Below are 16092 nucleotides of genomic sequence, written 5' to 3' on the forward strand. Positions count from 1 at the left end.
TCCGCTTGTGCTCGCCAACGGCGCCCTGTCGCCGAGCCGTGAGATCTGCACGCTTGAGACCGCCGAGCCGTGAGTTTCCAGCCGAAATTCGGCGGCGAAAATGGACCGAAACTCACGGCTCAGTGACAGAGACTCACGGCTCGGTGGCGGGTGAAAAAAGTGGGCGCCTCCCGAAGGAGACGCCCACTTGTGTGGAGCTAACTGGCGGGACTTAGAAGTCCATGCCACCCGAGGGGTCGCCGGCCGGAGCCGAGTTCTTCTCGGGCTTGTCGGCAACAACGGCCTCGGTGGTGAGGAACAGTCCGGCAATCGACGCGGCGTTGAGCAGCGCGGAGCGGGTGACCTTCACCGGGTCATTGATGCCGGCAGCGATCATGTCGACGTACTCGCCGGTGGCGGCGTTGAGGCCCCATCCGACGGGCAGGTTGCGCACCTTGTCGGCGACAACGCCCGGCTCCATGCCGGCGTTGAGCGCGATCTGCTTGAGCGGAGCGTCGATGGCAACACGCACGATGTTCGCGCCGGTTGCCTCGTCGCCGACGAGGTCAAGGACAGCCTTACTCTCGAATGCGGTCTTGCCGGCCTGGATGAGTGCAACGCCACCACCGGCGACGATGCCCTCTTCGACAGCAGCCTTGGCGTTACGCACTGCATCTTCGATGCGGTGCTTGCGCTCCTTGAGCTCAACCTCCGTTGCGGCTCCGGCCTTGATGACAGCAACGCCGCCAGCAAGCTTGGCGAGGCGCTCCTGAAGCTTCTCGCGGTCGTAGTCGCTGTCGGTGTTCTCGATCTCGGCACGGATCTGCGAGACGCGACCGGCGATGGCTTCGACGTCGCCGGCACCCTCAACGATCGTGGTCTCGTCCTTGGTGATGACGACCTTGCGGGCGTTACCAAGCAGGTCGAGCGTGACGTTCTCGAGCTTGAGGCCGACCTCTTCCGAGATGACCTGTCCACCGGTGAGGATGGCGATGTCCTGCAGCTGAGCCTTGCGACGGTCTCCGAAGCCCGGTGCCTTGACGGCGACGGACTTGAAGATGCCACGGATCTTGTTCACAACGAGCGTGGCCAGGGCCTCACCGTCGACGTCTTCCGCAATGATGAGGAGCTGCTTGCCGGTCTGGATGACCTTGTCCACGATGGGGAGCAGGTCCTTGATGTTGGAGACCTTGGAGTTGACGATCAGGATGTAGGGGTCTTCGAAGACCGCTTCCTGACGGTCGGGGTCGGTGACGAAGTATGCCGACAGGAAGCCCTTGTCGAAGCGCATGCCCTCGGTGAGCTCGAGCTCGGTGCCGAAGGTGTTCGACTCCTCAACGGTGACAACACCTTCCTTGCCGACCTTGTCGATGGCCTCGGCGATGATCGCGCCGATTTCGGTGTCGCCGGCGGAGATGGACGCGGTTGCCGCGATCTCTTCCTTGGTTTCGATCTCCTTGGCGCTGGCGATGAGCTCGGCGATGACAGCTGCCGTGGCCTTCTCGATGCCGCGCTTCAGGCTGATCGGGTCGGCGCCGGCTGCGACGTTACGCAGGCCTTCGCGAACCAGAGCCTGGGCGAGGACGGTTGCGGTGGTCGTACCGTCGCCGGCAACGTCATCCGTCTTCTTGGCGACCTCTTTGACGAGTTCCGCACCGATCTTCTCGTACGGGTCGTCGAGCTCGATCTCCTTGGCGATGGACACACCGTCGTTGGTGATCGTGGGGGCGCCCCACTTCTTCTCCAGAACGACGTTGCGGCCGCGCGGGCCGAGGGTGACCTTGACGGTGTCGGCGAGAATGTTCAGGCCGCGCTCAAGCCCACGACGGGCCTCTTCATTGAATGCAATGATTTTTGCCATATGTGTAACTCGTCCCTCCCGGACGTTCCAAACGATGATGGGGTTAGCACTCAGATGACGAGAGTGCTAGAACGATTCTGGCACTCTGGGGTCGAGAGTGCAAGCGAGCATCGGGGGTGATGCCCGGCCATCTTCAGACGGTCAGGGAATGAGGTCGGCCGAGCCGGTACCGTTGGGCACGAGCTGAAACCAGGTATTGCCCGGTGCCAGCCGAATGGTCACTCCGTTGGCGTCGACCAGGCGGATCGGCATGCCCTGGGAGGTCTTGCTCCAGGTGGCGGCCAGGGTCTTGCCGCCGGAGGAGATCGACGCTTCACCCGAGGCGATGAGCTCGGTCTTGGGGATGCTCTGGTCAACGCTGACGTTCACTCGCAGCACGACGACATTCGTGGCTTTGAGCTGTGCGCCGTCCGCCGTGAGGTCCGGTGCGCCGTCCTGTGCGCGCAGGTAGGCGGCCGCTTCGGCATTCCAGGTCCAGCTGCGGGCGCTGGAGTTCGAGAACCGGGTGTTGATGGCCGAAATCGGCGCGCCGTCCACCACAGCGGATGCCCCGGCGAGCGTGGCCGCATAGGCGTACTGCTGGGCGGGCGGTGCGACGGAGGCATTGCGGTTGACGAATTCGGAAGCGGCGAGGATGACGTTGTGCGGGGCGGCCGTGGCCTTGGAGCGGGAAAACAGCCCGGTCGTGTCGTAGTCGAAGATGGCGCTGACCTGACCGGTCGCGTTCATGGCGTCGACGAACCGTTGCTGACCGCCCGAGAAGGCCACGAGGCCACCGAACGGGGCAATGATGTCGGGGTCCATCGGCCGGATCGACCGCACCGGGCCGACCTGGTCGGGAATGCTGGACTGCCACACCGCGACGTACCGGGTGATTCCGCCCTCGACCAGCTCTTCGAATACAAGGTCGGTGCGGTCGATGGCGACCTGCGGGCGGGCGGCACTGTGGTTGTCGACCTTGGCTGCCAGCGAGGGGTGCGCCGACGATCCGGCCGCCACGGTGAGTCCCGTCAATGGGGCGGTCTCGGTGGCCGCAGCGGCGACGTAGCCCGAGGTCCAGCCGGGGGCGTTCGTCGAAGCGGCAGGGGAAGGAATGGCGCCGGTGCATCCGCTTAACAGCAGTGCCGGCACGATCAGGGCGAGCAGTCCCGCGGCTCTGCGCGGCGCGTTGCGGCGGGCTGTCTTTGTCTTGGTCACCGTTAAACACTAACGCCGCCCGTTGCAGCGGGCGGCGTGAGGTGGGGGACAGACCCCATTATGGGGTGAGTCAGGCCGGTCGCACCGATTCAGCCTGGGGGCCTTTCGCTCCGGCACCGACCTCGAAGATGACCTGCTGGCCTTCTTCGAGCACCTTGTACCCGCTCATGTCAATCGCGGAGTAATGAACGAAGACGTCCTGCCCTCCCCCATCAACGGTGATGAAGCCGAAACCCTTTTCAGCGTTGAACCATTTAACGGTTCCGTTCGCCATGTGTTACTCCTTGCTTAATTTCGACGGCACGGCCCATTGGCTGTTCCGGGCCCTGCCGCAGAGACTGCGTCATTTCATGCGAGCAGCAAATCCCCGAGAGCAAGTCTTCTGTTGCAAGTTACCTACGGGTGCAAGTTACCTTGGGCGAGCGTTCTTGATCCGGGCGGGTATTGCCCGAACAAAATGTGTGACCAAAACCAGATATTACTGAAGTCACCGCAGAAGGAAAGGGGCTTGACGAACTATAAAATGCCCACTAGGAAAGAAGATTCGACCGTGTATCACCCCGCGGGGAGAACGTAGTCGTTGCCGACGACGACGGTCAGGGCAGCGCCCGACTCGACGAAGACGGTCGAGACCACGAGCTTCGAGCCGGGCAGCGAGGCGGCGAGGCCGCGAGCTGCCCCTTCCTGGCTCGCATCGGCGTAGTAGATCACCGTGGCCGGTTCGGTGTCGGTACTGGCGTTACCGGTGCCGCTGACCACCCAGCCGGCGGCGACGAGCGTGTCACTGACGGAAGCCGCAACCCCGTCATTCGCGGAACCATTCAGCACGTTCACCGTCAGCGCCGGGTCGACGGTCGGTTCGGCGGTCGGGATGACGGTTTCGGTCGGGACCGGAGTGGAACTGGCCGAGGACAGCCCCGGAATATTGGTGAAGTCGAGGCGATTATTGATCGCGAAGATGCCGAAGACACCCACGACGATCAGCAGCACGGTCGCGCCGAGCGCCCACCAGAACCCGATCCAGGCGCGGCCCCTCTTGCCGGGGGCGCGGTGGGCGCCCACCCGGTCGAGGGCATGCGTGTGGGTGTCGAAACGGTCTTTCGCAAATTTTCGCGCCATATTGGTTGGATCCTTGGTTGGCCAGCCGGGTTCGGAATCGGACGATCCCGGGCAGGCGGAAAGCGGTCAGGTGCTAGTCGTGGGCGGGAAGCGAACGACTGGCGCGTGCCTCGGATCGCGCGGAACGCATCCGCTGCAGCCGTTTTACGAGCATCGGGTCAAAGGCCAGTGCGAGCGGTGAATCGACCAGAGCCCCCAATAGTTGATAGTACCGGGCGGCCGAGAGACTGAAGGTGGCGCGGATGGCCTCCTCCTTGGCGCCGACGTGCCGCCACCACTGCCGTTCGAAGGCGAGCACGGCCTGGTCGCGGTCGCTCAGCTCGGCTGGCGCAGCGGGCGCGGTCGTGGCGGGTGGCTCTATTGTCGGTGGTCTCTCGCTCATTGATATCTCTCCCCCAAGAAAAGTTTTCGACGGGTTATCCGCCGGCCTCATCCTATTTGCGGGCGGCTGGACGTTGCCTCCGGCACGCCCGGAACGGCGCACTCGGGCGCGCTGGTGGCCGTGCAAATACTGCGAAACGGCCGGGCCCGGAATGCGCGTGCAGCCGCGCGAGTTTAGGCTGGGTAGACGCTGTTCGTGCCAACGGGCGGCCGGAACGAAGGGATATTCTTTCATGGACTACGCAATCAAGAAGTCAAGCGACGAGTGGCGCTCCGAACTCGGCCCGGAGAAGTTCGCGGTGCTGCGGGAAGCCGGCACCGAACGCCCCGGAACCGGAGAATTGCTCGACGAAGAGCGTGCCGGTACCTACACCTGCGGCGCGTGTAACGCCGAACTGTTCCAGAGCGGCACTAAGTTCGATTCCGGCTGCGGCTGGCCGAGCTTCTACGAATCGGTGCGGCCCGAAGCGGTCGAATTGCTCGAAGACCGCTCGCTCGGCAGCGTGCGCACCGAGGTGCGCTGCGCGAACTGCGGCTCGCACCTGGGGCACGTTTTTCCCGATGGATTCGGCACCCCCACTGGCGATCGGTACTGCATGAACTCGATCTCGCTCAACTTCACGCCCGCGAAGTAGCGCGGTGGGCTCCTCGGCGGTCTTCCAGGCCGTCAACGGCCGGCGCAGCTATTCTCGGGTGACGTCGCTCGCGCCTACCCGGGCGGAGCTGCTGCCCCTCGTGGCGGCGGCGGCTCGCGTCGCCGATCATGGCGCTCTGCGGCCGTGGCGACTGCTGGAGCTGCGCGGCGCGGCGCGCGAGCGGCTGGGAGCGGCGTTTGTGGCGGCATCCGCTTGTGAGGGTGTTGAGGCGGTGAAGCTGGCCGGCAAGCCGTTGCGGGCACCGCTGCTGCTGGCGGTCATCGCGTCGCGGCGGGTGAGCTTCAAGGTGACCGCTTGGGAGCAGGATGCGGTCGCGGCCGGTGTCGCGCACATGCTCACCCTGCTGCTCGGCGACGCCGGGTGGGGTGCGATGTGGCGCACCGGTGCGCTCGTGCGCGCGGCGCCCGTGCGGGAGGTTCACGGCCTCGCTGATGCGGAGGAGCTGCTCGGGTGGCTGTATGTCGGCGGGATTCCGGCCGACTGCAAGCCGGGTGTGCGGCTGTCGATCGATCCCGAGGAGTTTCTGGGGGTTGTGTAGCCGGGGCTCTGCGGGGGCTGGCTGTGTGGTTTCGCTCCGGGGTTTCGCTCCGGGTTTCGCTCCGGGTTTCGCTCCGGGTTTCGCTGTGGGTTTCGCTGTGGGTATCGCTGTGGTGTTTCGCTCCGGGCCCACCTTCGGACACCGGGCCCAGGATCTATCGTGGGCCCGCTTTCCGGGCCCGGGCCCGGTCGGCACCCGCGCGGGGTCAGGCGCGGGCGTGGCCGGGTCGGCGCCAGCGCACGGCGGCGATCACGACGGCCACGAGGGCGAGGGCGGTGCCGATGATGGTCGTGACGCCGAGCGGATGCCCCTGAGTTGGTGCGAGCAGGTCGAGCGCGAGGGCGCAAACCAGCTGGCCGGCCACGATGCACAGGCCGAGCATGAGCACCCCGGTGGTGCGCACGACGAGCGCGGCGCCGGCAATGAAAATGCAGCCGATTAGTCCGCCGGTGTAGAGCCACGGGTTGCCGGGCAGACCTTCCAGCGCGAAGCCGACCAGCAGTCCGTGCACGAGGGCGGCGAGCACGAGGGCGATGCTGCCGGTGAGAAAGTTCAAAAATGTGGCCGTGAGCGCGCTCTGCGCGGTGACCCGCACCTGACCGTTGACGGCTTGCTGCCAGCCTTGGCCGATGCCGGCAATCAGCGGCAGCGCGAGCAGCCAGAGCGCACCGCTGCCGCGCAGTTCGCCGCTCACCGTGAAGGCGACCGCGCCGAGGGCCAGCACGGCGCCGACGATTTTAGAGGCGTGCAGCGGTCGGCGGCCGCCCGGGCCGATGCCGAACCGGTCCATGAGTACGCCGCTCACGGTCTGGCCGGCCACGACGGCGACGGTGAACAGGGCGATGCCGAGGGGCGCCGCGACGAGTCCCTGCGAGAGTACGAACAGGGCACCGGCCAGGCCGCCGAGCAGGTGCCACCAGGACAGATGCTTTGATTTCACGGCGCGGGCGACGAGTTGCAGGCCGCGGCGCCCGCGTTGGAAGACGATGAGTCCGAGGGTGAGAATGACCAGGCCGGAGCCGAACGAGATGACGGCGGCGGTGAATCCATCGCCGATCTGGTGCCCCAGCTCACCGTTCACCCGGGATTGCACGGCGTACAAGGCACCGATCAGAACCGAGAAGACCAGTGCCAGCCAGACCGGCACAGCGGATGCCGCGGGCGCGCCCGGCGCATCCGTTCGGGTCTCTGCGCGGGCGGGGGTCACGTGGCAATACTACGAGACGGGGGTAGGTCGCGGCGGATAGCGCCTGGTCGGCGCCGGTGGGACCCTGCCCGCTCAGCCGGCAATCTGCCCCCGGGCCCACCTTCGGGAACGGGGACCATGATCTATCGTGGGCCCAGTTTCCGGGCCCGGGCCCGGTCGCTAGAGACAGGCGGGTCAGGCGGCGCGCACCTCGATCTCGCCGGGGGCGGCTCCGTCGCTGCCGAAGACGAGGCGGCGGTTGGCGATCTTGTCGGTGAAGAACCGGTCGTGGCTGACGACCACAACGGCACCGGGAAAGTGCACGAGGGCGCGTTCCATCACCTGGGTGCTCGACATGTCGAGGTGGTTGGTCGGTTCGTCGAGCAGCAGCACCGAGGCGCCGGAGAGCAGGCACTGGGCCATGGCAACGCGCGCGCGCTGACCGCCCGAGAGGTTGCCGATCTTCTGCTTGAGGTCGGCTTCGCTGAACTGGAACATGGTGAGAAAGCGGTTGACCGACTTCTTGGTGGCGGTCAGGGCGAGGCTGCCGGGCATGGCGTTGACGGCGTGACTGACCGTGTCGCTATCGTCGAGTTCGGCCAGGATCTGGTTGTACGAGACGACTCGGGCGCCGCTGGCCCAGGCGACGTCACCACGGTCGGCGGTTTCCTCGCCGGTGAGAACCCGCAGCAGGGTGGTCTTGCCGCTGCCGTTGCTGCCGAGCACGACGATGCGGTTGCCGCGACGCACCTCGAAGCTGAGGTTCTCGAACAAGAGCTTGTCGCCGTAGCTCTTGGCCAGGCCGTCGACCCGGCAGAGCACGTCTTTCACGTGCAGGTTGCCGTAGATCTCAGTGATGATCTGGTCGACCGGGCGCGGCGTGCGCGACTTCTTGATGTGGGCGAGCTGGTTGCCGAGCTGGCGGCTCTCGGCTTTCGCGGCTTCGCGGCGGTCAGCGATGCCCTCGGCTTCGAAGGCGAGCAGCTCGGATTCGTGCACGAACTGGGCCTCGAGGCTCTTGAGCCGAAACTGCTTCTGCACGATGTATTCGCCGAAGTTGCCGGGGTACTCGTGCAGGTGAAAGTTCTCGACCTCGATGATGCGGGTGACGACGGCATCGAGAAATTTACGGTCGTGCGAGACCACGATGGCGGCGCCCTTGAAGCTCTTGAACCAGGCTTCGAGCCACTCCACGCCGGCCACGTCGAGGTAGTTGGTGGGCTCGTCGAGCAGCAGCACGTCGGGGGCTTCGAGCACGATCTTGGCCAGGGCGGCACGGTTGCGCCATCCGCCGGAGAGCTCGTCGATCGCGCAGACCCGGTGCGCCTCGTTGAATCCGAGGGTGGTGAGCGCGGTGTCGATGTGGCGTTTGTAGTCCCAGCCGTCCAGCCGGTCCATCTCTTCGAACAGTTCGCCCTGGCGGCTGATCAGCCGGTCGAGTTCGGCGCCGGCCGAGGAATCGAGGGCGATCGCCGCGTCGATCGCGGCGAGTTCGGTCTCGACGGCCTTCACAGCCACGAACAGCTCGTCGAGCACCTCGATGATGGTCTGCGCGCCGTTGAGCTCGGAGAACTGCGAGAAGTAGCCGACACGAATGCCGTCTTCGAGGGAGACCTCACCGGTATCGGGCGAAACCTGGTCGAGGATGAGCTTGAGAATGGTGGACTTGCCCGAGCCGTTCTTGCCGATCAGGCCGACCCGGTCGCCGGGTTCGAGGCGAAAGAACGCTTCGCGCAGAATCTGCGTGTTCTCAAAGCGGATGCTGACATCGTTCAGCCGAATCAGACTCATGCGTGTTTCCTCTCGGGGCGCGGGCATCCGCTCGTAAAAAACCCCAGCCCTCAGTGTACGTGGCGGGGCCTGCGCGGCCCGGTGGTGCAGCGCCCCGGGCACGCGATAAGCGGATGCCGCGGGGCGCGCTGGCGGTCGCGCATCGCTGGGAGGATGTTTAGGGGCCAGTCTGTTCCGGGCCGGTGCCGCCGGATTGGAACGACCCGTCGGCTTTCCACACGGCGTCCCAGTTGATCGGGGTGGTGGAGGCGACGCCGGCGTCCGACCAGTAGTCAAGCGTGCTCAGCCAGTACAGGCGCAGGCCGGTCGTGGGAAAATTGCTGTCGGGAACGCAGGTGGCCAGGTGGCCGATCTCGCTGCCGAGCGCGACGAGACAGACCATGCCGGACGTGGTCCGGGCGGCGTAGATGGCGACCGATTCTGACGGGGCAAGGTAACCGGGCGGAGCGCCCAGCAGTCGAAAGGAGTCGACGACGAATCCCTCGGGCACCGGGTGGTTCGGCACGTCGGCCGTAGCCTGGGGCAGATCGAGGCGGGTGAGCGCGGGCGCGCGCGTTCCCGTGGTCGTCGGCTCGGCCGTGGCGGTCGGAATCGGGGCCGCGCTCGTGCCGGAATCCGTGACTTGCGCACCAGCCACCGCCCCGATCGCCACGGCCGCGATGAGACTGGCCGTGACGAGCAGGCGGCGGCGGTTGATCAACGGTTGCGGGTCGCCAACTTCGGCCTCCGCTTCGGTTGCGGTTGTGGTTTCGGTTTCGGTGTCGTCGAGCGTGACGCGTGGTTCGGCGCGTCTAGGCGCTGATTCGCCCCCGACGATCGCAAGCGCGCGCTCGAATGCCGCGCGCTCGAAGCGGATTTCGTCGTCCAGTTGCGCCAGCTGCTGCGCCGCCGCCGCATTGTTGACGGCGTCACCATCGATGGCGAAGATGCGGCGCTGAAGTTCGCGCCGGCGCGCGGCGGGAGCGGCTGTTCCGGAAGGCGATGCCTGGTCGGGGTGTGCCTGCCACCAGAGCACATCGAGCACATCATCGGTACCCGCATAGGCGGCGCGCACCGCCTCGAGGAATGACGGGTCGTTCGTTGCCCGCTCATAGTCACTGTCGAACTCCGCGTGCGCCACCGAATCCCCCGATCGTCGTGGGTGTCAGCTTGGCACAGACACTGCGGTTCGAGCCGATCGGCGTTCCCAGCGAAGTTGTCGCGCCGTCGAAAGCGGCTCGCTGCCGAATATCGCTCGCGCGCGCGACGACGCGGCCGCGTCAAAACGACGGGACACGGATGGGTCACGCGATCCAGGCAGCACCCCGGTCACAGAAAAGCCCCTGCGTCCCGGTGGGGAGTAGGGGCTCGTGGGGCCGGCCACGGGACTTGAACCCGTAACCCCCACTTTACAAGAGTGGTGCGCTACCAATTGCGCCAGGCCGGCATGAGACCGAGGGCCTCGAAAGACCATCCTAAATGATTTCGGAGCCACCTCGGGCAACGGCGAAGCGGATGCGCGCGACGCGAGCCGCCGCATCCGTTCTGCGGAGCCTTACCCGCCGGGGGTCGGGGTGGGCGTCGACGTGGAGTAGGTCTCGCCGAGGGCCTGCTGCACGAAGGAAGCGAACTCCTTCGGGTCTTCAAGCGAACCGGTGTACGGCTTGCCGTTGACCAGAATGGTCGGGGTTCCGATGATGGACTTCATCGAGGAGTTGGGGATGGGGCCGTCGAGCGCGCGGTCGGTGGCGGCCTTGACCCACGATTCGTAGGTGCCGTCGTCGATGCAGGAATTGATGCTGGAGCGGGCCGTGCTGACGCCCGCTTTACTGACGACAGCTTTGATCTCGTCGTTACTGCGGCCGGGCGACGTCTCTTCCGGCTGGTCGACGAACAGGGCGGAGCTGAAGTCGAAGAAGTCGTCGGGCGAATAGTTGGCGACGCAGGCGGCCGCATTGGCTGCCCGCAGGGAGTATTTGGTGCCGGCGGACTTGCTCGTGAGGATGGCCACCGGGTGGATTTCTACCGTCGCCGCGCCGGAGTCGACCCATTGCGCGATCTGCTCGGTGTTGGCCTCTTCGAAGTCGCCGCAGAGGGGGCACAGGTAGTCGACATAGATGCGGATGTTCGCAACGGCACCGGTCGGATCGGGTTCGGATGGCCGCGGCTTGGCGTCGGGCTGCAGCGCCGGCGTGAGCACGGTGACCATGCCCTCACCGATCAGTGCGCCGTCGCTGGCCATGTTTTTTGGGCCCGGACCGGCCGGTTTGATTGAATTCACAATGATCACGGAGACCAGAACGATGATGGCGATGGCGGCGATGCCGATGCCGCCCTGCAGGAATACCTTGTTGCGGCGATCCTTCTTCTTCTGGCTGACTCGAAGCTGCTTCGCCTTTACCCGCGCGGCATCACGCCGGCGGTTCTTTGAGGGACTGCTGTCGCTTGGTCCGCCAATAGTCATGAAGAATCGCTTTCGAGAAGGAGGGGGGGGTGCGTGAAGGCACCCTTGGAATAGTAGGTCCCCTGACTGGGAAACGACCAAACGGGGAGACCCACACCGGGGCATCCGTCATGCAATAATGGGAAGGTCGTGCGCTTACGCGCGCGACGCAAATCCTATTCACAACGGATCGTCCGGCACGTTCCTGCCGGTGAAGGAGAAATAATCATGGCTTCAGTGACCTTTGACAAAGCAACCCGGCTCTACCCCGGGTCCACTCGACCGGCTGTTGACAAGCTCGACCTGCAGGTCGCCGATGGCGAATTTCTGGTTCTGGTCGGCCCGTCCGGCTGCGGCAAGTCCACCTCGCTGCGAATGCTGGCCGGCCTCGAAGAGGTTAACGAGGGCGACATTTTCATTGGTGAGCGCAACGTCACCGACGTTCCGCCGAAGGACCGCGACATTGCGATGGTTTTTCAGAACTACGCCCTGTACCCGCACATGACCGTGGCCGAGAACATGGGCTTCGCGCTCAAGATCGCCGGCATCAACAAAGACGAGCGCGCCGCCCGCGTGCTCGAAGCCGCCAAGCTGCTCGACCTGGAACCCTACCTCAGCCGCAAGCCGAAGGCGCTCTCGGGTGGTCAGCGTCAGCGCGTGGCCATGGGTCGCGCCATCGTGCGTCAGCCGCAGGTGTTCCTGATGGACGAGCCGCTATCGAACCTCGACGCCAAGCTGCGCGTGCAGACGCGCACTCAGATCGCGTCGCTGCAGCGCCGCCTCGGCGTCACGACCGTCTATGTGACCCACGACCAGACCGAGGCACTCACCATGGGTGACCGGATTGCGGTACTGAAGGACGGCATCCTGCAGCAGGTCGGTTCGCCCCGCGACCTGTACGCGAAGCCGCAGAACGTGTTCGTGGCCGGTTTCATCGGCAGCCCCGCGATGAACCTGTTCCTCGCGGACACCGTCGATGGCGGCATCAAGTTCGGCACCGCGACCGTTCCCGTGCAGCGTGAGACCCTCGCCAGCTCGACCGGCAAGAAGGTCACCGTTGGTATTCGCCCGGAGGACATCCAGATGTCGTCCACCGCCGGCGATGGCCTGCAGATCGAGGTCGACCTGGTTGAAGAACTCGGCGCCGACGGCTACCTCTACGGTCACTCCACGATCGAGGGCAAGCGCACCGACATCGTCGCTCGCGTCGATGGCCGCTCGCACCCGAACGCCGGCGAGACGGTGTACCTCACGGCCACACCGAATCACCTGCACGTGTTCGACGCCGAAAGCGGACTGCGCCTCGGCGGCGCCGTCACCGACTAGCCTTCGACGCCTTTCGGCCGGCTGGAGGGGGCTCACCTCCTCCAGCCGGTTAGGCTCACACCATGAGCGGTTCCCTCAACATCACGTCGGCCACGGCCGACCCTGCCCTCCTCGACCTGCCGTGGCAGCTGCCCCTCGACGCCTGGCCGAATGAGAACATCGCCTCGCTGCCCAAGGGTATCTCCCGCCACCTCGTGCGGTTCGCGCACCTGAGCGGGCGGGTGGTGGCCATTAAAGAAACCACGAGCGAGATGGCCAAGCGCGAGTACGACATGCTGCGCACCCTGGCTCACCTCGAGATTCCCTGCGTCGAGCCGGTTGCCGTCATCACGAACAGAACGGATGACTCGGAGGAGCCGCTCAATTCGGTTCTGGTCACGCGTCACCTCAAGTTCTCCCTCCCCTACCGGGCCCTGTACTCGCACGCTTTGCGCCCGGATACCGCCACCCGGCTGGTCGACGCTCTCGCAGTGCTGCTCGTGCGGCTGCACATGATCGGCTTCTTCTGGGGCGATGTGTCGCTCTCGAACACCCTGTTCCGGCGCGATGCCGGGGCGTTTGCCGCCTACCTTGTCGATGCTGAGACCGGGCAGTTGTACTCGGGCGGGCTGTCGAACGGCCAGCGGGAGAACGACCTCGAAATTGCCCGGGTGAACATCGCCGGCGAGCTGATGGATCTCGAGGCCGGCGGCCGGGTTGCCGACGAGCTCGACCCGATTCGGGTCAGCAACGGGATCGTCGCCGCCTATCGCCTGCTCTGGAAGGAGCTCACCGGTTCGGAGTCGTTCTCCGCCTCCGAGCGTTGGCGCATCACCCAACGGGTGCAACGCCTCAACGACCTCGGTTTCGATATCGAGGAACTCGCCATCAAGACCGACAGCACCGGTTCGAGTGTGCGCATTCAGCCGAAGGTCGTCGACGCCGGGCACCATCAGCGCCGGTTGTTGCGCCTGACCGGCCTCGACGCCGAGGAGAACCAGGCCCGTCGCCTGCTGAACGACCTCGACTCCTATCGGGCCGCCTACGGCTCGCAGGGTGCCGATGAGGAAATGGTCGCGCACGAGTGGCTCGTGCGGGTATTCGAGCCGGTGGTGCGGGCCATTCCCGAGGAGCTGCGAGGCAAACTCGAGCGGGCCCAGGTATTCCACCAACTGCTCGATCACCGCTGGTATATGGCGCAGAACCAGTCGCGGGACATTCCGCTGGCCGAGGCCGTGACCTCGTACGTGCAGGATGTACTGCGGCACCGCCGCGACGAGGCCACCGTCATCGATCCGCTCACCGGAGCCATCACGCTGCCCATTCGCACGCAGCTCGAGGATGACACCACGTCCGCAGACCCGGACGACGCCGACGACTGGACGCTGAAGGTCTAAGTTCCGTTCAGTGCGCTTCCCGAGCGTCCGGAGGCGTCCATTTCGGACGGGGCCCGGGCCCCGTCCACGGGCCCAGTTTATAAACTGGGCCCCGGGTCACAAGGTGGGCCCAGACGGTGTGAGGCTCGCCCGGTCGGTGGGCGCGGGTATCCACTGCCAGTTCAGGCGCGAGGAACGTCGTGCTGAATCATGAATTCGTAGAAAAGTCGGGGAGAAAAGGCCGTGTCCCAGTCCCAGCGGTCAAAACTGAGCACTTCCGGACGCAGGAGATTTTCTCGATTTTTCTCGGCGATGACAACGTCGCCCGGGTGTCGGTCTCCCAATGTTGCGCCCCGGGTGTACTTGATCTTGCCGTCGAATTCACCGATTTTACGCACGCCGGGCCAGTAGAAGTCGACCCAGTAGTCCCGGCCCTGAACGACGAAGCGCACCTGGAGCTCGGGTATCTCGAAGCCCAACTCGTGCATGCGCACTCGGCTCATCGACTCGCCGGGATTGGCAGAAAGCAAAGTCGAGAAGTCTATGACCCGACGCACCTTCGGGCCTCCCCGTCTCGGATGCACAATCGCTAGTTCCGCGTAGAGGTCCTCCTTCGAGAGGGCCGGTGCACCGGCGACACCCTTCCGGCGTTCGTTCTCGGCGCGCTCCCCCTCGAGGCGCAGGGCGTGGTCAATCATGGTTACACCGACGAGAAAGCTCGAGGTTGCCGCCACATCGATGAGGGTGCGCGCGAGTGTGGTGGCGGCGCATCCGTTGATCGTGACCGGCTCCGGCTCGACCACGCTCCTATGGCTCGTGGTGAAGCGGGCGCTGCTGCCCCCGGCCGTGTCGTTATTGATCGCGTGGACGACTTTAGGCCACGGTCCGATGATGGGCAAATTGTGCAGCGCTGCCGCGGAGAGATGCGAAAGAAGAAGCGGCTGCTCGGCCGTGACCACGGTCGCCCGAACGAACAGCCGGTACTGATCGTCGCTATTGGCGCCACGCCAGGTCGCTCCGAGTGAGTACACCCCACGACGGATGCGCACCAGCTCACCATTTGCAAGCAACGCGCGCACGGCACGGGTATTCAGGCCCGCTGCCCACAGGGACTCAGCGAGAATCAGGCCGTCGTTGTGAGCGTTGGGAACATCCAGAATCTCAAGCATGGCCAATTGTCACCGTGCCCGAACAAGGGATGGCGTGACGTCTACTGATCTGTGGAAAGCGGGCCGGAGCATCCGCTGTGGAGGAGGGGAACCGGTTTGAACGTTCACGCAAACGCGATGGATACCGGGCTCACCTTATAGCCCCGGGCCCAGTTTATAAACTGGGCCCGTGGACGGGGCCCGGGCCCCGTCCGTAATGCGGGGGCTAGGAGAGCTTGGCGGCGGCCTTGGCCTGCTTGATCTGGGCTCGGAGACGGGCCACCTCGTAGAGAGTGACGCCGGCGGCGATTCCAGCGTTGAGCGACTCGGTCGCCGCGCTGATCGGAATCGAAACGATCGCGTCGCACGTCTCGGTAACGAGGCGGGACAGGCCCTTGCCCTCGCTGCCGACGACGATCACGATGGGGCGCTCGGCGAAGCCGATGCCGAGGTCGGGCAGCGACACGTCACCACCGCCGTCGAGACCGAGCACGAACACGCCCTGCGCTTTGAGCGCCTTCAAGGTCTGGGTGAGGTTGCTCGCCATGGCGACGGGTGTGCGAGCCGCGGCGCCGGCGCTGGTCTTCCAGGCCGAAGCTGTGACGCCGACCGAGCGACGCTGCGGCACGATGATTCCGTGGCCGCCGAACGCAGCGGTCGAGCGGATGATCGCGCCCAGGTTGCGCGGGTCGGTGATGCCGTCGAGGGCTACGAACAACGGCTTGTGGCCGCGGCTGATGGTGAGTTCGAGCAGCTCCATGGGGTGTGCGTACTCGTAGGCGGGAACCTTGAGCGCGAGACCCTGGTGCACGGCATCGCGACCGGCGAGACGGTCGAGTTCGGGGCGCATGACCTCGAGAATGGGGATGTTGCGGCTCGTCGCCATGAGCAACACCTCTTTAACGCGCTCATCCATTTCGATGCGCGCGGCAATGTAGAGGGTCAGCGCGGGAATCTTCGCGCGCAGCGCCTCGAGCACCGAGTTACGACCGGTGACGATCTCGTGCTCGTCGATCTGCTTGGCGCGACGCGTCGAGGATCCGCCGCCGCCGGTGTTGCCGGTGCCGCGCTGGGGGGCCTGCGAGGCTCCGCGGGCGCCACCGCGAGGCGTGCCGCCGCGACCGCCGGCCGAG

Annotated in this window: 15 protein-coding genes and 1 tRNA gene; 4 read left to right on the forward strand and 12 right to left on the reverse strand. The window is 65.6% G+C overall.

What is annotated here, in order from left to right; translation table 11 throughout:
* Nucleotides 1-211: 211 nt before the first annotated feature.
* The 5 genes from groL to E3O25_RS03285 form a co-directional block, all read right to left on the reverse strand.
* Nucleotides 212-1840, reverse strand: a complete 1629-nt coding sequence (gene groL / locus E3O25_RS03265) for a chaperonin GroEL (RefSeq protein WP_092112469.1) — start codon at nt 1838-1840, stop codon at nt 212-214.
* Nucleotides 1841-1981: 141 nt separating this feature from the next.
* On the reverse strand, nt 1982-3037 hold the full coding sequence (locus tag E3O25_RS03270; protein WP_092112467.1) for a DUF3048 domain-containing protein: 1056 nt from the start codon (nt 3035-3037) through the stop codon (nt 1982-1984).
* Nucleotides 3038-3107: 70 nt separating this feature from the next.
* Entirely contained in the window at nt 3108-3311 is a 204-nt protein-coding gene (locus tag E3O25_RS03275; RefSeq protein WP_092112465.1) for a cold-shock protein, read from the reverse strand.
* 281 nt (nt 3312-3592) lie between these two features.
* A complete protein-coding gene (locus E3O25_RS03280; protein WP_134360446.1) occupies nt 3593-4156 on the reverse strand; it encodes a LytR C-terminal domain-containing protein in 564 nt (187 codons plus the stop codon).
* Between the two features lie 73 nt (nt 4157-4229).
* On the reverse strand, nt 4230-4538 hold the full coding sequence (locus E3O25_RS03285) for a DUF3263 domain-containing protein (protein ID WP_092112463.1): 309 nt from the start codon (nt 4536-4538) through the stop codon (nt 4230-4232).
* 232 nt (nt 4539-4770) lie between these two features.
* Between E3O25_RS03285 and msrB the strand changes: the two genes are divergently transcribed.
* On the forward strand, nt 4771-5172 hold the full coding sequence (gene msrB, locus E3O25_RS03290; RefSeq protein WP_092112462.1) for a peptide-methionine (R)-S-oxide reductase MsrB: 402 nt from the start codon (nt 4771-4773) through the stop codon (nt 5170-5172).
* Between the two features lie 4 nt (nt 5173-5176).
* Nucleotides 5177-5731, forward strand: coding sequence for a nitroreductase family protein (locus tag E3O25_RS03295; RefSeq protein ID WP_134360447.1), 555 nt, complete (start codon nt 5177-5179; stop codon nt 5729-5731).
* Between the two features lie 205 nt (nt 5732-5936).
* Here the strand turns inward: E3O25_RS03295 and E3O25_RS03300 are convergent, their stop codons facing one another.
* The 5 genes from E3O25_RS03300 to E3O25_RS03320 form a co-directional block, all read right to left on the reverse strand.
* Nucleotides 5937-6938, reverse strand: a complete 1002-nt coding sequence (locus E3O25_RS03300; protein ID WP_241988477.1) for a DMT family transporter — start codon at nt 6936-6938, stop codon at nt 5937-5939.
* A gap of 174 nt (nt 6939-7112) precedes the next feature.
* The gene (locus tag E3O25_RS03305) at nt 7113-8708 is read right to left on the reverse strand and encodes an ABC-F family ATP-binding cassette domain-containing protein (protein ID WP_134360448.1); all 1596 of its coding nucleotides are present in this window, start codon (nt 8706-8708) and stop codon (nt 7113-7115) included.
* Between the two features lie 157 nt (nt 8709-8865).
* Entirely contained in the window at nt 8866-9828 is a 963-nt protein-coding gene (locus tag E3O25_RS03310; protein WP_134360449.1) for a hypothetical protein, read from the reverse strand.
* A gap of 230 nt (nt 9829-10058) precedes the next feature.
* Nucleotides 10059-10134, reverse strand: a tRNA-Thr gene (locus E3O25_RS03315).
* 108 nt (nt 10135-10242) lie between these two features.
* Nucleotides 10243-11151, reverse strand: a complete 909-nt coding sequence (locus tag E3O25_RS03320; protein ID WP_134360450.1) for a thioredoxin domain-containing protein — start codon at nt 11149-11151, stop codon at nt 10243-10245.
* Nucleotides 11152-11358: 207 nt separating this feature from the next.
* Here E3O25_RS03320 and E3O25_RS03325 point away from each other — a divergent pair, with 207 nt between their 5' ends.
* On the forward strand, nt 11359-12456 hold the full coding sequence (locus tag E3O25_RS03325) for an ABC transporter ATP-binding protein (RefSeq protein ID WP_092112266.1): 1098 nt from the start codon (nt 11359-11361) through the stop codon (nt 12454-12456).
* A gap of 62 nt (nt 12457-12518) precedes the next feature.
* Nucleotides 12519-13832: a DUF4032 domain-containing protein gene (locus E3O25_RS03330; protein WP_134360451.1), complete on the forward strand. Its 1314-nt coding sequence runs from the start codon at nt 12519-12521 to the stop codon at nt 13830-13832.
* Between the two features lie 161 nt (nt 13833-13993).
* On the opposite strand, the gene E3O25_RS03335 is transcribed toward E3O25_RS03330, so the two are convergent.
* Nucleotides 13994-14980 carry a hypothetical protein gene (locus E3O25_RS03335; RefSeq protein ID WP_134360452.1) on the reverse strand — a complete coding sequence of 329 codons (987 nt, stop codon included), beginning with the start codon at nt 14978-14980 and terminating at the stop codon, nt 13994-13996.
* Nucleotides 14981-15185: 205 nt separating this feature from the next.
* The coding region (rlmB, locus tag E3O25_RS03340; protein WP_134360453.1) for a 23S rRNA (guanosine(2251)-2'-O)-methyltransferase RlmB at nt 15186-16092 on the reverse strand (907 nt) is incomplete at its 5' end.

This window comes from Cryobacterium sp. TMT1-3, assembly GCF_004402315.1.
Taxonomy (GTDB): domain Bacteria; phylum Actinomycetota; class Actinomycetes; order Actinomycetales; family Microbacteriaceae; genus Cryobacterium; species Cryobacterium luteum.